This window comes from Natrarchaeobius halalkaliphilus (assembly GCF_003841485.1).
GTDB lineage: Archaea > Halobacteriota > Halobacteria > Halobacteriales > Natrialbaceae > Natrarchaeobius > Natrarchaeobius halalkaliphilus.
Window position 1 is genome coordinate 359,051 of the sequence record NZ_REFY01000002.1, and the last position, 21,927, is coordinate 380,977.

General features: G+C 60.7%; 17 protein-coding genes. 13 read left to right on the plus strand and 4 right to left on the minus strand.

Features of this window, described 5'->3' with window-relative positions; genetic code table 11:
* The first annotated feature begins 68 nt into the window (after window positions 1-68).
* Together EA462_RS05365 and EA462_RS05370 are read left to right on the plus strand one after the other, a co-directional pair.
* The gene (locus tag EA462_RS05365; RefSeq protein ID WP_124177539.1) at window positions 69-1,310 is read left to right on the plus strand and encodes a tripartite tricarboxylate transporter permease; all 1,242 of its coding nucleotides are present in this window, start codon (window positions 69-71) and stop codon (window positions 1,308-1,310) included.
* A gap of 129 nt (window positions 1,311-1,439) precedes the next feature.
* Window positions 1,440-1,913 (plus strand): cupredoxin domain-containing protein, encoded by a 474-nt coding sequence (locus EA462_RS05370; RefSeq protein WP_124177540.1) that lies wholly within the window; start codon window positions 1,440-1,442, stop codon window positions 1,911-1,913.
* Between the two features lie 27 nt (window positions 1,914-1,940).
* Here the strand turns inward: EA462_RS05370 and EA462_RS05375 are convergent, their stop codons facing one another.
* Entirely contained in the window at window positions 1,941-2,504 is a 564-nt protein-coding gene (locus tag EA462_RS05375) for a thioredoxin family protein (protein ID WP_124177541.1), read from the minus strand.
* Between the two features lie 131 nt (window positions 2,505-2,635).
* Between EA462_RS05375 and EA462_RS05380 the strand changes: the two genes are divergently transcribed.
* From EA462_RS05380 to EA462_RS05410, 7 genes are all read left to right on the plus strand, one after another.
* On the plus strand, window positions 2,636-3,160 hold the full coding sequence (locus tag EA462_RS05380) for a hypothetical protein (RefSeq protein WP_124177542.1): 525 nt from the start codon (window positions 2,636-2,638) through the stop codon (window positions 3,158-3,160).
* A 352-nt stretch (window positions 3,161-3,512) separates the two neighbouring features.
* Window positions 3,513-5,585 (plus strand): PrkA family serine protein kinase, encoded by a 2,073-nt coding sequence (locus EA462_RS05385; protein WP_124177543.1) that lies wholly within the window; start codon window positions 3,513-3,515, stop codon window positions 5,583-5,585.
* Window position 5,586: 1 nt separating this feature from the next.
* Window positions 5,587-7,872, plus strand: coding sequence for a PrkA family serine protein kinase (locus EA462_RS05390; protein ID WP_124177544.1), 2,286 nt, complete (start codon window positions 5,587-5,589; stop codon window positions 7,870-7,872).
* 16 nt (window positions 7,873-7,888) lie between these two features.
* Window positions 7,889-9,208 carry a YeaH/YhbH family protein gene (locus EA462_RS05395; RefSeq protein WP_124177545.1) on the plus strand — a complete coding sequence of 440 codons (1,320 nt, stop codon included), beginning with the start codon at window positions 7,889-7,891 and terminating at the stop codon, window positions 9,206-9,208.
* Window positions 9,201-11,330: a SpoVR family protein gene (locus EA462_RS05400; RefSeq protein WP_124177546.1), complete on the plus strand. Its 2,130-nt coding sequence runs from the start codon at window positions 9,201-9,203 to the stop codon at window positions 11,328-11,330. Before EA462_RS05395 ends, EA462_RS05400 begins: the two co-directional genes overlap by 8 nt.
* Window positions 11,331-11,405: 75 nt before the next feature.
* The gene (locus tag EA462_RS05405; protein WP_124177547.1) at window positions 11,406-12,041 is read left to right on the plus strand and encodes a hypothetical protein; all 636 of its coding nucleotides are present in this window, start codon (window positions 11,406-11,408) and stop codon (window positions 12,039-12,041) included.
* Between the two features lie 65 nt (window positions 12,042-12,106).
* Window positions 12,107-12,727 (plus strand): universal stress protein, encoded by a 621-nt coding sequence (locus EA462_RS05410; RefSeq protein WP_124177548.1) that lies wholly within the window; start codon window positions 12,107-12,109, stop codon window positions 12,725-12,727.
* A 93-nt stretch (window positions 12,728-12,820) separates the two neighbouring features.
* Here EA462_RS05410 and rocF read toward each other — a convergent pair whose 3' ends face one another.
* The gene (rocF, locus tag EA462_RS05415) at window positions 12,821-13,741 is read right to left on the minus strand and encodes an arginase (protein ID WP_124177549.1); all 921 of its coding nucleotides are present in this window, start codon (window positions 13,739-13,741) and stop codon (window positions 12,821-12,823) included.
* A gap of 96 nt (window positions 13,742-13,837) precedes the next feature.
* Here rocF and EA462_RS05420 point away from each other — a divergent pair, with 96 nt between their 5' ends.
* The 3 genes from EA462_RS05420 (at window position 13,838) to EA462_RS05430 (ending at window position 16,256) form a co-directional block, all read left to right on the plus strand.
* The gene (locus tag EA462_RS05420) at window positions 13,838-14,518 is read left to right on the plus strand and encodes a metal-dependent transcriptional regulator (protein ID WP_124177550.1); all 681 of its coding nucleotides are present in this window, start codon (window positions 13,838-13,840) and stop codon (window positions 14,516-14,518) included.
* 179 nt (window positions 14,519-14,697) lie between these two features.
* Complete coding sequence (locus EA462_RS05425; protein ID WP_124177551.1) at window positions 14,698-15,630, plus strand: ZIP family metal transporter; 933 nt, start codon at window positions 14,698-14,700, stop codon at window positions 15,628-15,630.
* A 92-nt stretch (window positions 15,631-15,722) separates the two neighbouring features.
* Window positions 15,723-16,256 (plus strand): Rrf2 family transcriptional regulator, encoded by a 534-nt coding sequence (locus EA462_RS05430; protein ID WP_124177552.1) that lies wholly within the window; start codon window positions 15,723-15,725, stop codon window positions 16,254-16,256.
* A 146-nt stretch (window positions 16,257-16,402) separates the two neighbouring features.
* Here the strand turns inward: EA462_RS05430 and gyrA are convergent, their stop codons facing one another.
* Window positions 16,403-18,916 (minus strand): DNA gyrase subunit A, encoded by a 2,514-nt coding sequence (gene gyrA / locus EA462_RS05435; RefSeq protein WP_124177553.1) that lies wholly within the window; start codon window positions 18,914-18,916, stop codon window positions 16,403-16,405.
* A 27-nt stretch (window positions 18,917-18,943) separates the two neighbouring features.
* On the minus strand, window positions 18,944-20,875 hold the full coding sequence (gene gyrB, locus EA462_RS05440; protein ID WP_124177554.1) for a DNA topoisomerase (ATP-hydrolyzing) subunit B: 1,932 nt from the start codon (window positions 20,873-20,875) through the stop codon (window positions 18,944-18,946).
* 187 nt (window positions 20,876-21,062) lie between these two features.
* Between gyrB and EA462_RS05445 the strand changes: the two genes are divergently transcribed.
* On the plus strand, window positions 21,063-21,914 hold the full coding sequence (locus EA462_RS05445; protein ID WP_124177555.1) for a translation initiation factor eIF-2B: 852 nt from the start codon (window positions 21,063-21,065) through the stop codon (window positions 21,912-21,914).
* Window positions 21,915-21,927 lie beyond the last annotated feature (13 nt).

Here is a 21,927-nt window from a genome sequence, read left to right on the forward strand (position 1 = left end):
TCGTCCGTTCGCGTGACGGTTCGAGTCCATCCTCGAGTTTACAAAGCAGGACGAACCCAGAGGGAGCGATGGCCGTCGCTCCAGTCGAGTTCGTCGTCGACCCGACGCTCTCGATTCAGTTGCTCGCCTGGATACTTGCCGGTTCGTTCCTCGGAAGTCTAAGCGGCCTCGTGCCGGGGCTCCACGCCAACAACTTCGCGCTCTTGCTCGCGGGGTTTGCCGTATCGATCCCCGGACCGCCGCTTTTCGTCGGCTGTGGGATGCTCGCAGCCGGCGTCGTTCACACCTTTCTCAACGCCGTTCCGGCCATGGCGCTTGGCGTTCCCGACGCCGAGATGGCCGTCACGGCGCTTCCGGGCCACCGGATGGTACTCGAGGGGCGTGGCTACGAGGCGATCCGGCTTTCGGCGCTGGGTAGCATTCTCGCCGTCCTCGCCGCCGTTCCGCTCGCCGTCCCGGTCACGTGGGCCGTTACGACGGCGTATCCCACGATCAGATCGAACCTTCCGCTCGTACTGGCGGTGGTCGTCGTCGCACTCGTGGCCTCGGAGCAGACGTGGCGCGGTCGGTTCGGTGGGCTGCTCTCGTTCGGACTCGCGGCCGTACTGGGCGCGCTGACGCTCGATCTCTCGCCCGACGCACCGCTCGAGGCGGGCGGGATGTTGGCCCCGCTGTTCGCCGGACTGTTCGGCGCGCCGGTGTTGATCGACGCGATGGTCGGAAACGGCATTCCGCGACAGGATGGCGACGCGATCACGGTATCCCGTCGTCTCGTCGGTGCCACGGCGCTGGCCGGTGCGCTCGCCGGAGCGGTCGTCGGGTACATTCCGGGAATCTCCGCCGCGATCGCCGCCGTTGCGGTCCTCGTCTTCGTACCGGGTGACTCCGGCGATCGCGGATACATCGTCGCGACCAGCGGCGTCGACACGGCCAATACGATTTTTGCCCTGTTCGCGCTGGTAGCCATCGGGCAGCCACGAACTGGAGTGATGGTCGCGTTCGAAAGCGTTAACGCACCGCTCGAGATTCCGATCTTGCTCGTCGGCGTGATAGTCGCCGGTCTCATCGGATTCGCGCTGGTGATCGTGGTCGGGGAAACGTATCTCGAACTCGTCGGAAAAACGTCGTACTGGAAGATTTCGATCGTCGTTCTCGGACTGTTGTTCGGACTTTCGTATCTGTTCACCGGAGCGCTCGGAATCGCCGTGTTCGTCGCTGCAGCCACGATCGGCATGGTTCCGGTTCGATTGCGAGCGAGACGCGTGCATCTGATGGGCGTGCTGATCGGTCCGTTGATGTTCGGGCTGTGATCGATCGTCCGCACGACGATCACGTTCGGGCCTATATATTATATTGGTGCGAACATGTTCGCCTCCGTCCCATCCGCTGGGAATCGACGGGCATTTCAATGACGTTCTGTGCGAACAGAGAGATAGGACATGACCACATTCAATGGTAACCGACGAACGTTTCTGAAGGCAGCAGGTGCAGCGACCGCGACCGCACTCGTCGCTGGCTGTAGCGACAACGGGAACGGCAACGGGAACGGCAACGGGAACGGCAATGGGGACGGCGAGGGCGTCGAGATCGAGCCCGGTACGGAGATCCTCTTCGACGGGCAAATGTCCGGCTGGGAAGGCCTCGAGCCGGCCGAAATCGAAGGCGACGTGAATCCGACGCTGATCCTTCAGGAGGGCGAAAGCTACGAGATCGGCTGGACGGAAGGCGACGACAACTTCCACAACATCGAGATCCGCGACGACGGCGGCGACGTGGTCGACGACCTCGAAACCGAAGAGGTCGACGACCCCGACGACGACCAGATCCTCGAGTTCGAAGCCAGCGGCGAGATGGCCGAGTACGTCTGCGATCCGCACCCGAACTCGATGGTCGGCGAGCTCATCGTCGAGTAATCGATTCGGCCCGCAGACCGTTTTCGGCTACTCCTCCGACCACTTGATCGAACAGCCCTGCGAGGGCTGCCACTCGAGATCGACGTTCTCGCCGGCGAGGATTGCGTCGATCGCTTCGCGGACGTGATATCGAGTGGGTTCGTCGTCGGGATTGAGAGCGTCGTCCAGTCGGCCCTGATAGACGAGTCGGAACTGTCCGTCGTCGTTGGCGAACAAGAACGGATCGGGCGTACACACCGCGCCGTACTCGCGCGCGACCGATTGGCTCTCGTCCCGGAGATAGACGTCGAAGGCGATCGTTCCGTCGTCGACGAGGTCTCGCATCCGTTCTATGGAATCGTCCGGCTTCTCCGTCGCGTCGTTCGGATTGATACCGACGACCGAGACGTCGTCGTACTCGGCTGCGAGTTCGTTCATGAGGTCGAACTTGGCTTTCGCGTAGGGACAGTGATTGCACGTAAAGACGAGCAAGAGAGCCTCGTCGTTCGCGAAGTCCACGAGCGTATAGGTTCGTTCGTCGGTGCCCTCGAGTTCGAACGCCGGCGGCGCATCTCCCTCATCCAGTACTGTGTCGGACTCTTTGAGTACCATGTCGATACGGTTCGGGTATGTGGTGTTAAATCGTTCGGGGATGCGGACGGTGTTTCCGTCATCGATTCGCGTGTTCCGGACGTTCCCGGTGACGGCCTACATATTTGTACTTGCCACCGTATCGGTGAAATATGGAGACGCTCGAGATCACCGACGAACAGTACGAGGTTATCCAACAGCTTCGCGAGGAGATGTCGGAATCGGTCGTCGGCAAATACGGATTCGTTCGCGAACAGGACGTCGTCCAGTTTCTGCTCGATAACCTCGACGAGGAGACCCAGCTGGCCGACGAAGTCGACCTCGCACCCGACGACAGTACGGCCGCCGTCGACGCCGACGGACCCGTCGAATCCGGCTCGAGCGAGCGCGAGGAAGTGACGTTCGACGAGACGGCGAGAGCCGCGACGGATTCCAGTTCCGATTCGTCCTCGGATAACGAGGACGAAAACGCGGGCGACGAGGACGCAGACGACGGTGGTAACGCGGATGACGACGATTTGTTGAACGAGATGATGAGCTTACTCGAGACGCACGATGACAAGTGGGAGGAGTCGTCGTCTGCCGATTATCGTTACACGGTGACGCTTCCGGACGGCTCGAGCGAGGACGTCCAGACCAAAGACGACGTGCGGGCGCTCCTGTTCAAAAATTACTGAACTTAGGGTCCGCGCGCGAGCGAACCACGGCAGTGCAAGCCGAACGTTTAGGTCGATTCTCCGGTTGTATGTGTTGTGATACCAGGCTCCGTTCTATTGTCGTGGTATATATTGCCTGTAATAATATTCTGGTAAATACCTTTTGGGGCTAACTTTAAGTATCTGGATTACTCACTCATTAAATACTATCGGTATCGGCCCAGCGAACCGATCCGGTTTACGCCGGTCCCCAGCGTACGACTTCGGGACGTCATTCGAGTCTCGAACAGTGCGAGGAGATGCGTGCCCATTCAACCATGATCCAGCAAACCGCTGCCGTCCGATCCGGAGACAAACAACCCGCAGTGATAGCATGAACGGTGACATCGAGACGCTCGAGACGCTCAGTACGGAGTACAAAGAATCGATACCCGCCGACTTGCGAGAATCCAAGTCGTTCGACTGGTACCTCTCGGAGTGCTACGAGGATCCGATGATCACCCGCAACGCCCACCAGCGGGTTGCGGACATGTTCGATTACTACGGAACGCGCTACGACGAGACGGAGGGTGTCGTCGAGTATCAACTCGCCAGCGAGGACCCTCTCGGTGACGGCGAGAACACGTTCTACGGAAGGGTGATTCACCAGTCGATCCACGAGTTCGTCAACAAGGTCAAATCGGGTGCCCGTCGACTCGGCCCCGAGCGCCGAATCAAGCTCCTGCTCGGCCCGGTCGGTTCCGGCAAGTCCCACTTCGACAAGCAGGTTCGCACGTACTTCGAAGACTACACGTTGCGTGATGAAGGTCGGATGTACACCTTCCGATGGACCAACCTCTGTGACGTCATCGCCGATCAGGATCCCGCGGACGATACCGTTCGGTCGCCCATGAACCAGGATCCGCTCGTGCTCCTCCCCGTAGAGCAACGCCAGCGAGTCATCGAGGACTTAAACGAACGGCTCGAGGCACCGTACACGATCCAGAACGAGCAGGCGCTCGATCCCGAAAGCGAGTTCTACATGGATCGACTGCTCGCGTACTACGACGACGACCTCCAGGCGGTCCTCGAGAACCACGTCGAGGTCGTTCGACTCGTCGCCGACGAGAACAAGCGCCAGTGTCTCGAGACGTTCGAGCCGAAAGACAAGAAAAACCAGGACGAGACCGAACTGACCGGCGACGTCAACTACTCGAAGATCGCCATCTACGGCGAGTCCGACCCGCGGGCGTTCGATTACTCCGGAGCGTTCTGTAACGCAAACCGCGGCGTCTTCTCGGGCGAGGAGTTGCTCAAGCTCCAGCGGGAGTTCCTCTATGACTTCCTGCACGCGACCCAGGAACAGACGATCAAGCCGAAGAACAACCCGCGAATCGACATCGACCAGGTGATCGTCGGGCGAACGAACATGCCCGAGTACAAGGACAAGAAAGGCGACGAGAAGATGGAGGCGTTCAACGACCGCACGAAGCGAATCGACTTCCCGTACGTGCTGTCCTACGAGGACGAATCCCACATCTACCAGAAGATGCTGAACAACGCCGACGTGCCGGACATCAACGTCGAGCCACACACCTTGGAGATGGCCGGGCTGTTCGGCGTGCTCACGCGGATCGAAGAGCCGGACGCGGAGACGGTCGATCTGCTATCGAAGGTGAAAGCCTACAACGGCGAGATCGACGAGGGCGACGACATCGACGTCAAAAAGCTCCGCGAAGAGGCCGAGCGGAAAGCCGAGATCGGGGAGGGGATGGTCGGCATCTCGCCTCGCTTCATCGGGGACGAGATCGCCGAAGCGATCATGGACTCGAAACATCGCAGCCGCGGCTTCCTCTCGCCGCTTACGGTGTTCAACTTCTTCGAGGAGAACCTAGAACACCACGGCTCGGTTCCCGAAGAAAACTTCGAGCGGTACTACCGCTACCTCGAGACGGTTCGTGAGGAGTACAAAGAACGCGCCATCGAGGACGTTCGCCACGCGCTGGCGTACGACATCGACGAGATCCGTCGACAGGGCGAGAAGTACATGGATCACGTCATGGCCTACATCGACGACGATACGATCGAGGACGAACTGACCGGCCGTGAACAGGAGCCGGACGAGACGTTCCTTCGGTCCGTCGAGGAGAAGCTCGACATTCCCGAGGATCGCAAAGAGGACTTCCGACAGGAGGTTTCGAACTGGGTCTCCCGTCGTGCCCGCGAGGGCGAGGCGTTTAGCCCCCAGGACAACGAGCGACTCCGCCGCGCTCTGGAGCGCAAGCTCTGGGAGGACAAAAAACACAACATCAACTTCTCCGCGCTGGTGTCGGCCAACGAGTTCGACGACGACGAGCGATCGGCCTGGATCGACGCGTTGATCGAACAGGGCTACTCCGAATCCGGTGCCAAGGAGGTGCTCGAGTTCGCCGGCGCGGAGGTCGCCAAAGCAGAGATGGAAGATTGATATGACCGGCAACGACTACGTCACCGAGGCCGACCGCGCACTCGAGGAAACGTACGAGGAGCCGATGACCCTCGCGGCGTACGTCGACCGGATCTTCGAGAACCCGACCATTGCATCCCACGCTTCGAAGTACTTACTCGAGGCGATCGAATCGACGGGAACGCGGACGGTCGTCGAGGAGGGCGAGGAGAAAGAGCGCTACCGCTTTTTCGACGATCCGCACAACGACGGCGAGCACGCGATCCTCGGGAATACGGAGGTCTTGAACGGGTTCGTCGACGACCTCCGCTCGATCGCTGCGGGCCGGGCGAAAGACGAGAAGATCGTCTGGTTCGAAGGACCAACGGCGACGGGAAAGTCGGAGCTCAAACGCTGTCTGGTCAACGGCCTCCGGGAGTACTCCAAAACGCCGGAGGGACGTCGGTACACCGTCGAGTGGAACGTCACGACAGCGCAAGCCGAAGAGCGCGGCCTGAGCTACGGCGGCGATCCGACGGCATCGGACGATCAACACTGGTACGAGAGTCCGGTCCAGACCCATCCCCTGTCGGTCTTTCCGGACGAAGTCCGCAAACGGATCCTCGCAGATCTCAACGACGGTCTCGAAGAGCACGTTCCCATCAGAGTCGAGACGGAACTCGATCCGTTCTCGCGTGAGGCCTACGACTTCCTCGAAAAGCGCTACCGCCGGGAGGGGAAGTCGGACCTCTTCTCGACGATTACGGACGAGCACCATCTCCGCGTGAAAAACTACGTGATCGACGTCGGCCAGGGCGTCGGCGTCCTGCACTCCGAAGACGACGGCCGTCCCAAAGAGCGCCTCGTCGGGTCCTGGATGCACGGCATGCTTCAAGAACTCGACTCTCGGGGCCGAAAGAATCCGCAGGCGTTTTCCTACGACGGCGTCGTTTCGCAGGGAAACGGCGTTCTCACCGTCGTCGAGGACGCAGCCCAGCACGCCGATTTGCTCCAGAAGCTGCTGAACGTTCCCGACGAACAGTCGGTGAAACTCGACAAGGGAATCGGGATGGACGTCGACACGCAGCTGCTGATAATCTCGAACCCGGATCTCGAGGCCCAGCTCAACCAGCACGCCGACCGAAACGGGATGGACCCGCTGAAGGCGCTCAAGCGTCGACTGGACAAACACCGCTTTGGCTACCTGACGAATCTGAGTCTCGAGTGCGAACTCATTCGTCGCGAGCTGACCAACGAGACGGCGGTCTGGGAGGGGGAGAGCTACGATACGCTGGCAGAACGTATCCGTGAACCAGTTTCGGTGACGATCACGCACTCGCCCGGCGAAACGCGGACCCAGGAGTTTGCCCCGCACGCGATCGAGGCGGCCGCGCTGTATGCGGTCGTCACCCGTCTGGACGAAGAGGACCTGCCGAACGGTCTCGATCTGGTCGACAAGGCGCTGATCTACGACCAGGGATACCTTCAGGAGGGGGATACGAGGCGGGAGAAAGACGAGTTCGAGTTCGACGACGACGGCCACGACGGCGAACACGGCATCCCGGTGACGTACACCCGCGACACGTTGGCGGAGTTGCTCCAGGCGGACCGCGACCGCCACCACTCCGAGCTTCCGGTCGAAGACGTCGTCATGCCGCGAGACGTGCTGAACGCGATGGCGGAGGGGATGGCCGACGCACCGGTTTTTTCGACCGGCGAGCGCTCCGAGTTCGAAAACCGCGTGGTTGCCGTCAAGAACTACGTCTTCGACCAACAGGAGTCGGACGTCATCGAAGCGATCATGCACGAAAAACGAGTCGACGAGGAGACGGTCGCTGAGTACGTCGAACACGTCTACGCCTGGGAGACCGACGAGCCACTGTACAACGACCGCGGCGAGCGTATCGAGCCCGATCCGTTGAAGATGAAGCTCTTCGAGATCGAACACCTCGGACGATTCTCCGAGGACGAGTACCAGGACAACCTCCCCAGAGAGAGCGTCAGAAACTTCCGCCGGGAGAAGGTGATCACCTCGTTGAACCGCCACGCATGGGAACACCGCGACGAGGACTTCGCCGTCGAAGACGTCGATCTCACCGCGATTCCGGTGATCAAATCCGTCCTCGAGAGCCACGACTGGGACGACGTCAGTCGCGTCTTCGAGGACTTCGATCCGCGCCAGTGGGACGATCCGCCGAGTGGAACGGAGACGGAAGCCGTCAAGGAACGAACGATCGAGACGATGATCGATCGGTTCGACTACTCCGGGGCGTCGGCCGAACTGACCAGCAGACACGTCATGGGGCAGGTGAGCTACCGATGGGACTGACCAGCGAGGGACGATCATGGGACTAAGAGACGATCTAGAGCGGTTCCGTGAAGTGGGAGAACAGCGCCGAGAGGACCTGGCAGAGTTCATCCAGTACGGCGAACTCGGCTCGAGCCGACCGGGAGAGATCAAGATCCCGGTGAAGATCGTCTCCCTTCCGGAGTTCGAGTACGACCAGCGCGACAAAGGCGGCGTCGGCCAGGGGGACGGAGACACGCCCGACGTCGGCCAGCCCGTCGGTCAGCCACGGCCGGGAGACGGCGACGAAGACGGCGAGCCGGGCGAGGAAGGCGGCGACCACGAGTACTACGAGATGGATCCCGAGGAGTTCGCTCAGGAGCTGGACGAGGAACTCGGGCTCGATCTCGATCCGAAGGGAAAGACGGTCGTCGAGGAAAAAGAGGGCCCGTTTACGGACCTCACGCGAAGCGGTCCGGACAGCACGCTCGACTTCGAGCGGATGTTCAAAGAGGGGCTCAAACGCAAGCTCGCGATGGATTTCGACGAGGAGTTCGTTCGCGAAGTCTGTAAGGTCGACGGGATCACCCCCCGCGACGTCTTCGAGTGGGCTCGAGGTGAGAACCTTCCGGTGTCGATGGCCTGGATAGAGACGACCTACGCCGAGATTCCCGACGGCGAGCGGGGAACCTGGTCCTCGATCGAGGACGTCGAACGGAACGTCGACCGCGAGAGCGTCCAACAGAAGATCCGCCGCGAGGGGATCAAGCACGTCCCCTTCCGTCGTGAGGACGAGCGCTACCGCTACCCCGAGATCATCGAGGAAAAAGAGAAGAACGTCGTCGTCGTCAACATCCGCGACGTTTCGGGCTCGATGCGCGAGAAGAAGCGCGAACTCGTCGAGCGTACGTTCACCCCGCTCGATTGGTACCTGACGGGGAAATACGACAACGCGGAGTTCATCTACATCGCCCACGACGCCGACGCCTGGGAGGTCGAACGCGAGGAATTCTTCGGCATCCGGTCCGGCGGCGGCACGAAGATCTCGAGCGCCTACGAACTCGCGTCCGAGTTGCTCGAGGCGTATCCCTGGTCGGACTGGAACCGATACGTCTTCGCGGCGGGCGATTCGGAGAACTCCTCGAACGACACCGAAAAGCGCGTGATTCCGATGATGGAGGAGATCGACGCCAATCTCCACGCCTACGTCGAGACCCAGCCCTCGGGGAACGCGATCAACGCGACGCACGCAGAAGAGCTCGAGCGCTATTTCGGGACCGATACCGACGACGTCGCGGTGGCGTACGTCAACGGCGAATCGGACGTGACCGACGCGATCTACGAGACCCTCAGCACAGAGGGTGAAACCGATGAGTGACACCACCGAGAACACGCCCGCGAACGACACCGAGCGCACGGACGAAAGCGCCGGTGTCGACGGGAACGAAAGCGGTACCGATCACGGAAACGTCAACACGAACCTGAGCCCGAACGCCGACCGATTCCGAAAGCAGGCGATCGCCAGCGAGCTTCGCGAACCGGTCACCGAGGCGCGGAACCTGGCCGAGAAACTAGGTCTCGAGCCGTATCCGGTCAACTACTGGATCATCGATTACGACGAGATGAACGAACTCATCGCCTACGGTGGGTTCCAGTCGCGCTATCCACACTGGCGCTGGGGGATGCAGTACGACCGCCAGCAAAAACAGGGCCAGTACGGCGGTGGGAAGGCCTTCGAGATCGTCAACAACGACAATCCAGCCCACGCCTTCTTGCAAGAGTCGAACGCGCTTGCCGACCAGAAAGCGGTCATCACCCACGTCGAAGCGCATTCGGACTTCTTCGCGAACAACGAGTGGTTCGGTCTCTTCACCAACGGCCGTGCCGACCAGACGCAGGTCAACGCCGCCGCCATGCTCGAACGCCACGCGCGTGCGATCGACGAGTACATGTCCGATCCCGAGATCGACCGTGCTGACGTCGAAAAGTGGATCGATCACTGCCTCTCGCTCGAGGACAACATCGACCAACACCGGGTGTTCGAACGGCGCTACGACGTCGACGGGCCGAACGGAGAGATCGACGACGACCTCGCACAGAAAGTGGGCGAACTCGACCTCTCCGAGGAGATCAAAGGCGAAGTGTTCGACGAGGAGTGGCTCGAGAAACTCGAAGAAACCGATCGAGCGGCGACGTTCCCGGAACACCCCCAGAAGGACGTACTCGCGTTCGTCAGAGAACACGGCAAACAGTACGACGAGGAGACGGATCGGGCCGTCGAGATGACGGAGTGGCAACGCGACGTCCTCGATATGATGCGTGCGGAGGGGTACTACTTCGCCGCACAGAAGATGACCAAGGTGATGAACGAGGGGTGGGCCGCCTACTGGGAATCGACGATGATGACCGACGAGGGATTCGCCGGCGACGACGAGTTTCTCAACTACGCAGATCACATGGCGAAGGTCCTCGCTTCCGGAGGACTCAACCCCTACAGTCTGGGGATGGAGCTCTGGGAGTACGTCGAGAATACGACCAACCGCCGCGAGGTCATCGAGCGGATACTTCGCGTCGAAGGGATCACCTGGCACAACTTCGCCGACGTCGTCGACGTCGACGACGTACTCGAATCCCTCGAACCCCCAGACGCGATCGACGAGATCGCATCCGAGACGCTCGAGTCGCTAGCGGAGGTCCCGTCCGAGTGGGTCGACCACGACGCACTCGAGGCGGCTCGTGCGGGCGAAATCGACGTCGAGCGCTACCCCTGGAAAGTCCTTCGCTACGAGGGACTGGCCCGTCGACACTACTCGCTGGTCAAGCGCCAACACCGCGGGTTCCTATCCAGGATTACACAAAACGAACTCGAGCGGATCGGGCGATACCTCTTCGACGACGCCCGCTACGCATCGGTCGACGAAGCGCTGGCTGACGTCGAGTTCACTGCCGGCTGGGATCGGATGTACGACGTCAGGGAGAGTCACAACGACGTGACGTTTCTGGACGAGTTCCTCACCAGGGAGTTCATCACGGAGAACGACTACTTCACGTACGAACACTCCCGAGCAACCGGCCAGTTCCACGTCGCGAGCGACGCTACGTCGGACGTCAAAAAGAAGCTGTTGTTGCAGTTCACCAACTTCGGGAAGCCGACCATCGCGGTCTATGACGGCAACTACAACAACGCCAACGAACTCCTGCTCGGTCACCAGTACAACGGCGTCGTCTTGGACATCGGACAGGCTCGAGAAACGCTGAAACGCACCTTCGAACTGTGGGGACGCCCGGTGAATTTGCTGACGATCGTCAAAGAGATCGACGAACACGATGTCGAGGTAGCAAAGCGTCGTAACCGAGAACCCGAAGCCGAAGAACGAGGGAAACTGATCCGCTACGACGGGGAGTCGGTTACGACCGAGGACGTCCCGTGGGAAGACGTCGAGCATCTCGCAGCCGAGGACGTCGATTACGATACGAAACCCGACGAATGGCTCGCGTGACTATCGTTTCTTCGTGAACGTTTCGAAGTAAACTGCCGGAAGGCTTTTCCCTTCTATCAAACATGGAGAGGTACGATGTATGGGGATGGGGATGGAGCGGGGAGTGTCGACCAACGAGAGGGGAGTGATCCAGTCGACCTTCCATCAATTCTCGCACAGCTCGACGAGCAGACGCGCGCGACCCAGCGTGACGCCGTCAGAACCGTCCGTCGAAACGTCCGTGAGCAACCGGAACGCTGTATGCCAACGGTCCCGAAACTGCGTCAACTGCTCGAGGAACCGTCGGTCGATTTCAACGACGAGATCGCCTTCTGTCTCGCGGAGCTTGCCGAGGAGTCCGTAAACGACGTCGTTCCATCAGTCGATGGGATCGTTTCGTTCGTCGCGGAGAACCCTTCCAGCGCTGCCGTTCCGGATCTGCTTCGATCGCTCGAGACCGTTTCGAGCGAGCATCCGGGCGCGATCACGGAGCACCTCGAATCGATCGTTCCGGCACTCGAAGTCGACGATACAAGGACACGTGCCACCGCTGTAGTCGTGATCGGGCGCGCAGCATCCGAGGTCGATACGGCTGCTGGCGAGACCGTCGACGAGATTCGAAGCTCGCTCGAGGAACGAACGAGAGACGATCCCGACTCGAGCGTTCGCGACCGGGCCGAGTGGGCGCTCGAGCAGCTTCCGTGCTCGCCGCCCTGTCGAGTCGACTCCTGACCGTTGTCCAGCGGACTTCCGTCCGACAGCATATTTACCCACGGCGGGCCAACGTGGTAGCAGCGATGTACCACGACGTTCTCATTCCGACGGACGGGAGCGACGGCACTCGACGGTCGATCGTTCACGGGCTGACGATCGCAGAGCGGTTCGATGCGACGGTTCACGCGCTGTCGGTCGTTCCCGAGGGACCACTCGGAACGCTCGAGAGCGAAGAAGCGACACCAGCAGCCCACCGTGCGGTCGATCACGTCGCCGCGACAGCAAAACGCTCGGGGCTCGAAGCAGTTACTGCCGTAGATCACGGTGTTCCCCACGAGGAGATACTCTCGTATGCGGACGAACACGGGATCGACATGATCGTCATGGGAACTCAGGGTCGGACCGGGCTCGATCGCGTGCTGGTCGGGAGCGTGACGGAGCGCGTCGTTCGGATGGCCGACGTACCGATCGTGACCGTCCGGTTGACCGACGACCGACGGATCGAAACCTCGGAAGAAGCCGAAGCGATCGCGCGCGAGTCACTCGAAGAATCGGTGACCGATTCCGGCGACGAAGCCAAAACGCGGGACAGCTATCGTATCAGCGCGACCTGGTACGTCGAGTTCGGGACTTCATCCGGTCCCATCCAGGTTCAGGTCGACGCCGTCTCGGGCGAAACGAGGCGCTCGAACGTCGACGAGTGACGGCGAACGTTGCGATCGACCGAATCGCGCTCATCTATCCGTTCATGTTCCGTTGTTGATCGGCGTCTGGTCGCTGACGGACAGCAGTTCCCCTCACAGGATTTGCTTTCCGAACGCGCTGGCGGCGAGTTCGGCCGCCACCGTTGCGGTCTCGTTTCGTTCGTCGAGGATCGGATTTACCTCGACGACGTCCATCGACCGAATGAGTCCGTCAGCGTCGTGGCGTCTCGAGACGGTCTCGAGTGCCGAATGGGCCTCGCGGTAGGTGACGCCGCCGCGAACCGGCGTTCCCACGCCCGGTGCAGTCGTCGGATCCAGCCAGTCGAGGTCGAGACTGACGTGGATTCCGTCGGTGCCGTCCGTGGCCACTGAGAGAGCGTCCTCGACGACTGCGGTTATTCCTCGCTCGTCGATATCGGACATCGTGAACGCGGTCAGTTCGCTCTCGCGAACTCGTTTGCGCTCCCGTTCGTCGATACTCCGGAGACCGACGTACGCGATCGCGTCCTCTCGAACGCCCGATGCGTTCGCCCACTCCATTTCGCCGAACATTCCGCGTCCGAGCGTCGCGCTGAGTGGCATTCCGTGGACGTTTCCGCTGGGGGAGGTCTCGGGAGTGTTCAGGTCGGCGTGAGCGTCGAACCAGATCACCCCGAGGTCGGCGTCCCGAGACGAACCGCGCAACGATCCGATCGAAACGGAGTGATCGCCGCCCAGAACGAGCGGAAACTCGCCGTTTCCGATCGCATCGGCGACGCGGTCGGAGAGCCGCGTACAGACGTCTTCGATCTCCCGAAGGAACTTCGCGTTTCCACGCCTCGGGGACCCCGCATCGGGGTCTCGTTCTTCGGCTCGAGGGACGAACAGATCGCCACCGTCGACCGGCTCGACGCCGGCGTCCTCGAGTTCCGTTCCGAGTCCCCCGTATCGTATCGCGGACGGTCCCATGTCGACGCCGCGTCGATCGGCACCGTAGTCCATCGGGACACCGATGATTCGAACGGTCGAATCCATACGTAGCCACTGGTGCTCCAGGCGCTTTGTCGTACTGGGTGATGCGCCGAATCACGCCGACAGATTTAGGGTTAGACACGGCTAAATCGATATAGGATGATGCTGAGCGACGTGATGGAAGACTATCTCAAAGTGATCTACCAGCTCCAGCAACAGACGGACGATCGGATCAAAACCTCCGAAATAGCCGACGAGCTGGACGTCACGTCGCCGACCGTCACCAGTATGCTCGAGAAACTCGAGGATCGAAGTCTCATCGACCGAGAGAAATACCGCGGAGTAACGCTTACCACGGAGGGTGAGACCGTCGCCCTCGAGATCGTTCGCCATCACCGACTGCTGGAGGCCTACCTTACCGAACACCTCGACTACGACTGGTCCGAGGTTCACGCCGAAGCCGATCGACTCGAACACCACATCAGCGAAGTCTTCGAAGCGCGCGTCGCGGAATCCCTCGACGACCCGGAGGTCGATCCTCACGGCTCACCGATCCCGAGTCCCGACCTCGAGCCACCCGACCGACCCGACGGCGACTCCGTCGTGGAGTGTGCGGAAGGCGAGACCGTCGTCGTCGAGGAAGTCGCTGACCACGATCCGGACATCCTCTCGTATCTCTCCGATCACGGCGTCGAGCCCGGACTCGAACTCGAAATTCTCGAGATTGCGCCGTTCGGGATGGTCACCGCCCGCTCGAGTGAGAGCGACGAATCCGTCTCGCTTCCCGACGACGTCGCTCGTCACGTTCGCGTCGCTCGGACGGCCGAACCCGAGCAGTGACCGCCAGATAGCACGCTACCGATCGGAATCCGATTCACCCCTGGGCCGTACAGCCGGACGCTGTTGGGTAAATTAGAGTAGGTCTAGCGGTGCGGTTCACAAAAGAAATATATGTTTAGGGCGGTCTAAGAATAAGTAATGGAGCAACTATCTGTGACGAACAACGGTGATCCCGGGGAATGAGTTGGAGGTGTCTCTCAGATCTACCCCGAAGCCTCCTCGCGATCGGTCCGATCGTCGTTCTGGGTGCGATATTCGGCGTGTTGTATCTAACCTCACCCTTCGGTGATCTCGGCTCAGTCGACGACGCGAGCACGCTCGAAATTATCTGGATGCTGACCGTTATCGGCGCTCTCGCCGGGGTCGTTCCCGTCGCTATCGGCATGCTCTGGTTCCCGTTTATCCGCGATCTCGACCCGCGCTATCTTCACGCGTTTCTGGCGCTCGCGGCGGGCGTGCTCGTCTTTATCGCCCTCGAGATGTCGGAAGACGTTCTCGAGTACAGTGTCGACGCCGAAAACACGCTTCTGGCGGGTAGCCTGGCCGTCATCGGCGTTGTCGGCACGTTCGTCGTTATGTACGTCGCCAGCAAGTGGCGACAACGGAAGGTCACGGCAACCGACAAGAGCGGACTCGAGATCGCCTACCTGGTCGCGCTCGCGCTTGGCCTCCACAGTATCGGTGAGGGGCTCGGAATCGGCGTCGCGTACATCCAGGGTGATTCGACGCTCGTGATGTTACTCGTCCTGGCGTTCGTGTTGCACAACGTCATGGAGGGGCCGACCGTCGTCGCCGCAGTTGCACGCGACAGGGAGACGCCGCCGCTCTATCACTTCGCGGCGATGGGACTCATCGCTGGCGGTCCCGTTATTCTCGGCGGCTGGATCGGCAGTTTCGCCCAGTCCGATCTCCTCGCTGTGTTGTTCTTTTCGATCGCCGTGGGTGCAATCGTACAGGTGCTCATCGAAGTCGCGGAACTGATCAGATTCGACGCCGAAGCCGTCCTGACACGGGTCAATGCAGCGACGTTCGTCGTCGGGTTCGCCCTCATGTTCTTCCTCGAGGACGTCCTCGGTGATCTCCTCCTCGAGGGGTGGCTCGTTCCCCCGTGAATTCGACATAGTACTCCGTTTCGAACGGCTGTTCCCCGAAATTCGACCACTCACCCGTCGGGTTTAAGGAATCCAACTACGAACCATTCGGTATGTCATCCATCGAACTGACTCCGAGCCAGAAGAAGATCCTTCGTGCGCTGACGAACCTCCATAAGGAGTCCGAGGACGCAATCAAAGGCGAGGATATTGCTGAACAGGTAGATCGAAACCCCGGCACGATTCGCAACCAGATGCAGAGTCTGAAAGCGCTCCAGCTCGTAGAGGGCGTACCCGGCCCCAAGGGCGGCTACAAACCGACTGCGGCCGCCTACGAAGCCCTCGAAATCCAGCAGATGGACGACCCCGCATCCGTTCCGCTCGAACACGAAGGCGAATCCGTCGAGGACATCATCGTCGAAGAGATCGATCTCTCGAGCGTTCACCACCCGGAACTCTGTCGCGCGGAGATCCACATGCAGGGCTCGATCGACGACTTTTCGGAAGACGACGCCGTTACGGTCGGTCCGACCCCACTCTCGAAACTCGTCGTCGAGGGCCGCGTCGACGGAAAAGACGACACGAACAACATCTTGATTCTCCGTATCGTCGATATGATCGCACCCGCCGACGAGCCCGCTCACTGACTGCTCACTCGAGCGACCGTCTCTCTAGAAAACACCTGCGCGGAGTGATACACCGTCGCTTATCCGCGGTTCGGAGCGAGTGAAACGAGCGAGAACCGCGCTCGCTCGAGTGGAACATCGAAAATCAACCGCGCGTCGATGATCGGTTACGTTTCCTCGTCCGCCGATTCGTCCGTTGATTCGTTCTCGGCTCCCGACTCGAGTGACTCAGCAGGAATCACGTCGACGCTCGCGACCGCATCGTCCGCGTCGACTTCCATTACGATGACGCCCATCGTGTTCCGACCGACCGTCGAGATTTCGTCGACTCGAGTCCGAATAATTTGTCCGCGTTCGCTCATCATGACCAGTTGATCGTCCGCCGAGACCGCTTTTGCGGCCGTCACCGATCCGTTTCTGTCGCCCGTCTTGATATCGATCAGCCCTTTTCCGTACCGCGACTGAGTCCGATACTCGGAGAGGAGCGTTCGTTTCCCGTATCCGTTCTGGGTGACGGTCAAGAGTGCACGGTCATCGTGCCCGTTGCCGCCGGTTGCGACGAGACCGGCGACCGCATCACCCTCCTGGAGATCGATACCGTTGACACCGCGGGCGTTTCGCCCCATCGATCGAACCTCGTCCTCGTCGAAGCGGATCGTCATTCCACCTTCCGTCGCGATGACGAGGTCCCGTGTGCCGTTAGTCACGTCGACATCGACGAGTTCGTCGCCCTCTTCCAGGTCGGCCGCGATGATGCCAGTCGAACGGATGTTGTCGAAGGCGTCACCTGCGGTTCGCTTGACGTAGCCGTTCCGAGTCACCATCGTCACGTACTCCTCATCACCGAACGCGTCCGTGTCGACGATGGCCGTGATCTCCTCGTCGGCCTCGAGATCGAGGATGTTGACGGCCGACTTGCCCCGCGCGGTTCGGCCCATCTCCGGAATTTCGTACGTTTTGAGCCGATAGACTTTTCCCCGGTTAGTAAAGCAAAGCAGGTAGTCGTGGGTGTTCGCCCGGAACACCGTCGAGACGCGATCGTCGTCTTTGACGTCCGCGCCGATGATCCCCTTGCCACCCCGGCCCTGGGGATCGAAGTTCTCGATCGGCATTCGCTTGACGTAGTCGTCTTCGGTCATGACGACGAACACCTCTTCTTCGGGAATGAGGTCCTCGTGGGTGACCGTGCCGTGATCTTCGATGATGGAGGTCCGTCGATCGTCGGCGTACTCGGCTCTGATCTCTCCGAGTTCGTCTTTGATGACCGCGAGCAGTTCCTGTTCGCTCTCGAGTATCTCGGTGAGCCGTTCGATGTCGACGGTGACCTCGTCGTACTCTTCTTCGATCTCGACCGTCTCCATCGAGGTCAGACTCCCGAGTTGCATCCGAACGATGTGCTCGGCTTGCTCGACCGAGAATCCGAACTCCTCTCGAAGTCCGTCTTTTGCCGCCGTCCGGTCCTCGCTATTTCTGATGAGGTCGACGACGTCCTCGGCGTTTTCGACGGCTTTCAGCCGCCCCTCGAGGATGTGTGCGCGATCCTCGGCTTCCGCGAGATCGTACTCGCTGCGCCGGCGAACGACCTCTCGTCGGTGGGTGACGTACTCCTCTAGGGTTTCTTTGAGCGAGAGCACCTGGGGCTGGCCGTCGACCAGCGCGAGGTTAATTACGCCGAACGTCTTCTCGAGGTGGTTCTCGAGTAATTTGTTCTTGACGACCTCGACGTTCGCGCCGCGATTACACTCGACGACGATTCGGACGCCGTCCCGATCGGACTCATCGCGGAGATCGGTGACCCCTTCGATATCGCCCTCGGTGACGTCCTCCGCGATTCGTTCGACCATCCGGGCCTTGTTCGCCTGGTACGGAAGCTCCGTAATGACGATTCGCTCGCGGCCGTTTTTCCACTCCTCGACCTCGAACTCGGCTCGAACGCGGATGCGTCCGCGGCCGGTCTTGTACGCCGAGTAGATGGCGTCTCGGCCGACGATGTTCGCGGCGGTGGGGAAGTCGGGACCTTTGACGTGGTCCATCAGATCCTCGACGGTCGCGTCGGGATCGTCGATCAGTTCGATCGTCGCGTCGATTATTTCGCCCAAGTTGTGCGGCGGGATGTTCGTCGACATTCCGACCGCGATTCCCGAGGAGCCGTTGACCAGGAGGTTCGGAAACGCCGCGGGCAGGACGCCTGGTTCCTGAAGCCGGTCGTCGTAGTTCGCCTGAAAGTCGACGGTATCCTTTTCGATATCGGAGAGCAGTTCCTCGGAGACGGCTGCCATCCGAGCCTCCGTGTACCGTGGCGCTGCGGCCGGGTCGCCGTCCATCGAGCCGAAGTTCCCCTGGCCGTCGACCAGCGGATAGCGCATCGAGAAGTCCTGTGCCATCCGCACGAGCGTATCGTAGATCGCGCTGTCACCGTGAGGGTGGTAATCACCCATCGTCTCCCCGACGATCGATGAGGACTTGCGGTGGGACGAACCGCTCGTGACGCCCATCTCGTGCATCGCATACAGGATACGACGGTGGACGGGCTTTAACCCGTCCCGGACGTCCGGGAGGGCGCGACCGGCGATGACGGACATCGCGTAGTCGATGTAGCTCTGTTCCATCTCGTCTTCGATGCGGACGTTTTCGACCGCACGGGCCTCTACATCTGTCGGATCGGGTACGTCTGAACTCATGTAGTTACCTCACCTCGTTTCGTCTTCTCAGATGTCGATCCATTCCGCCTCCGGCGCGTTGTCCTTGATGAATTGCTTTCGCGGTTCGACGGCATCGCCCATCAATACCGAGAACATCTTGTCCGCTGCCGCGGCGTCCTCGACTGTGATCTGTTTGAGGATGCGATTGTCCGGGTTCATCGTCGTCTCCCAGAGCTGTTCGGGGTTCATCTCACCGAGACCCTTGAACCGCTGGACTTGCGAGGGGCTTCCGTCGCATTTCTCCTCGACGATCTCGTCTCGTTCCGCGTCGGTCATCGCGTCGTAGGTCTCGCCGCGGTATCGAATGCGATACAGCGGCGGCTGGGTCGCATAGACGTATCCTCCCTCGAGCAACGGGCGCATGTGCCGGTAGAAGAACGTCAGCATGAGCGTTCGGATGTGCGCGCCGTCGACGTCGGCGTCCGTCGCCATGATTATCTTCTTGTAGCGGACGTCGTCGACGTCGAACTCGTCCCCAATCCCCGCACCGATCGCCGTGATCATGTTCCGAATCTCGTCGTTCTCGAGGATGCGATCGAGGCGGTGTTTCTCGACGTTCAGGATCTTTCCTTTGATCGGGAGGACCGCCTGGAACTCCGGATTGCGCGCCTGCTTGGCGCTGCCACCTGCGGAGTCACCCTCCGCGATAAACAGTTCCGCTTCATCCGGGTCTTTGGTCTGACAGTCCGCGAGCTTTCCGGGGAGCGACGTCGAGGAGAGGGCGGACTTCCGTCGCGTCAGCTCTTCTGCCTTCTGGGCCGCCTTTCTGGCTTTGGCCGCCTCGACCGCCTTGGTGACGATCGCCTCGGCGGTGTCGGGGTGTTCCTCGAAATAGGTGCCAAGTCCCTCGTGCATTGCGCTTTCGACGATACCGCGGACCTCGCTGTTGCCGAGTTTCGTCTTCGTCTGTCCCTCGAACTGCGGATCGGGGTGTTTGACCGAGATAACGGCGGTAAGTCCCTCTCGGATGTCCTCACCTTTCAGATTCTCTTCGATATCTCCGAGCAGATCGTTTTCGTTGGCGTAGTCGTTTACACACCGGGTCAGTGCGGTCTTGAACCCGGTGAGGTGGGTGCCACCCTCGCGCGTGTTGATGTTGTTCGCGAACGCATGAATCGATCCCTGAAGATCCTTGGTCGCTTGCATCGCCACTTCGACCTGAATATTCTGTTCTTCGTCCTCGAAGTAGATCACGTCCTCGTGCATGACGGAACGCGTCTCGTTCAGGTACTGGACGAACTCGCGGATGCCGCCGTCGTACTCGTAGGTCTCTTCGACCGAGTCCGAATCGGGGGTTTCCGCGCGGTCGTCTCGAAGGGTGATCCTGACACCGGAGTTCAAAAACGCGAGTTCGCGAAGCCGGTTCGAGAGCGTCGAGAAGGCGAACTCGTCCGTCTCGAAGATGTCCGTATCCGGCCAGAACCGGATCTCGGTGCCGGTCTCTTCGTCGGACTCCATATCGCGAACGCGCTCCATGTCGCCAACGGGTTCGCCCGTCTCGAACGCGTGACGGTAGACGCCGCCGTCGCGTTTGACTTCGGCCGCGAGTCGACCCGAGAGCGCGTTGACGACGCTAACGCCGACGCCGTGAAGTCCGCCGGAGACCTGGTACGATTTGTTGTCGAACTTTCCACCCGCGTGAAGGACGGTCAAAATCACCTCGAGTGCGGGGCGGTCGTACTCTTCGTGCGTGTCGACGGGAATGCCACGGCCGTCGTCTGCGACGCTCACCGAACCATCCTCGTGGAGGGTAACGGTGATATCGTCACAGTGGCCGGCCAGTGCCTCGTCGATCGAGTTGTCCACCACCTCATAGACGAGATGATGAAGCCCTCGAGAGTCAGTAGAACCGATGTACATGGCCGGCCGTTTCCGCACGGCTTCCAGGCCTTCCAAGACCTGAATCTGACCGGCTCCGTACTCGCTTTCCTGGGACATGAGAAACCTGCTTTCGGGTAGTGGACGGTCACTAATAAAGCTTCACGTACGCGCGCGGGCGAAATCCGGAAAAACTCGAAGATCGACACCCACGCAGGCTACCGACAGCCAACGCGGGGTAACACGGAGCGTCCACGCAACGAGACCACCCGGAACACCTTTCCCGCTGACGAGAATCCTCTCAGATATGATCGATGAGACCGTCGAGCAGATCCAGGAGATGCAAACGCACAGCTCTTCGGTGGTCGCTATCCGTGCGACACGAGCCCTCGAGGACCTGACTGATCGGGAGTTTGCGACCGTCGAGGAGTACGTCCGCTCGCTCGAGCGAAACGCGACCGTTCTTCGCCGGGCGAATCCCTCACACGCCACGCTGCAGAACGCGGTTCGACAAGTCGTCGAGGACGTCACGACCGCGGATCTCGACAGCGTCGAGGACGCACAGAATCTGACGCGCGAGCGGATCGACGCCGTCGTCTCGAAGGTCGAATCCGGCAAACGTCTGGCCGCCGAGAACGCCGCAACACATCTCGAGGACGGGGCGACGCTGTTGACGCACGATTACTCCTCGACGGTGATCGGAGCCCTGGAGAAAGCGACCGAGGCTGGAAAATCCTTCGACGTCTACGTCACGGAAGCGCGCCCGCGCTACATCGGCCGCAAGACGGCACGGGCGCTCGCCGGAATCGACGGTATCGATCCGACGCTTATCACGGACAGCGCCAACGGCGTCTATCTCGAGGAGTGTGATCGGGTCATCGTCGGCATGGACTGTATCGTCGACGAGACGCTTTACAACCGCGTCGGAACGCTCCCGATCGCGGCGACGGCGACACAGTTCGACGTCCCCGTCACCGTGCTTGGGTCGGCTTCGAAGATCATCTCGGAGGGGTTCGTCTTCGAAAACGATTTTCGATCCGGTATCGAGGTCATGTCGGAACCCACAGAGGGCTTCGACGTGGAGAACCCCGCCTACGACGCGACACCGGTTTCGTTACTCGAGAGCGTGATTACCGACGACGGCAGACGGGAGTTCTGAACGGCCGTCGGAA

Coding starts and splice junctions, on each gene's coding strand:
- EA462_RS05365 (WP_124177539.1), top strand. CDS start 69: ATGGCCGTCGCTCCAGTCGAGTTCGTCGTCGACCCGACGCTCTCGATT.
- EA462_RS05370 (WP_124177540.1), top strand. CDS start 1,440: ATGACCACATTCAATGGTAACCGACGAACGTTTCTGAAGGCAGCAGGT.
- EA462_RS05375 (WP_124177541.1), bottom strand. CDS start 2,504: ATGGTACTCAAAGAGTCCGACACAGTACTGGATGAGGGAGATGCGCCG.
- EA462_RS05380 (WP_124177542.1), top strand. CDS start 2,636: ATGGAGACGCTCGAGATCACCGACGAACAGTACGAGGTTATCCAACAG.
- EA462_RS05385 (WP_124177543.1), top strand. CDS start 3,513: ATGAACGGTGACATCGAGACGCTCGAGACGCTCAGTACGGAGTACAAA.
- EA462_RS05390 (WP_124177544.1), top strand. CDS start 5,587: ATGACCGGCAACGACTACGTCACCGAGGCCGACCGCGCACTCGAGGAA.
- EA462_RS05395 (WP_124177545.1), top strand. CDS start 7,889: ATGGGACTAAGAGACGATCTAGAGCGGTTCCGTGAAGTGGGAGAACAG.
- EA462_RS05400 (WP_124177546.1), top strand. CDS start 9,201: ATGAGTGACACCACCGAGAACACGCCCGCGAACGACACCGAGCGCACG.
- EA462_RS05405 (WP_124177547.1), top strand. CDS start 11,406: ATGTATGGGGATGGGGATGGAGCGGGGAGTGTCGACCAACGAGAGGGG.
- EA462_RS05410 (WP_124177548.1), top strand. CDS start 12,107: ATGTACCACGACGTTCTCATTCCGACGGACGGGAGCGACGGCACTCGA.
- rocF (WP_124177549.1), bottom strand. CDS start 13,741: ATGGATTCGACCGTTCGAATCATCGGTGTCCCGATGGACTACGGTGCC.
- EA462_RS05420 (WP_124177550.1), top strand. CDS start 13,838: ATGATGCTGAGCGACGTGATGGAAGACTATCTCAAAGTGATCTACCAG.
- EA462_RS05425 (WP_124177551.1), top strand. CDS start 14,698: ATGAGTTGGAGGTGTCTCTCAGATCTACCCCGAAGCCTCCTCGCGATC.
- EA462_RS05430 (WP_124177552.1), top strand. CDS start 15,723: ATGTCATCCATCGAACTGACTCCGAGCCAGAAGAAGATCCTTCGTGCG.
- gyrA (WP_124177553.1), bottom strand. CDS start 18,916: ATGAGTTCAGACGTACCCGATCCGACAGATGTAGAGGCCCGTGCGGTC.
- gyrB (WP_124177554.1), bottom strand. CDS start 20,875: ATGTCCCAGGAAAGCGAGTACGGAGCCGGTCAGATTCAGGTCTTGGAA.
- EA462_RS05445 (WP_124177555.1), top strand. CDS start 21,063: ATGATCGATGAGACCGTCGAGCAGATCCAGGAGATGCAAACGCACAGC.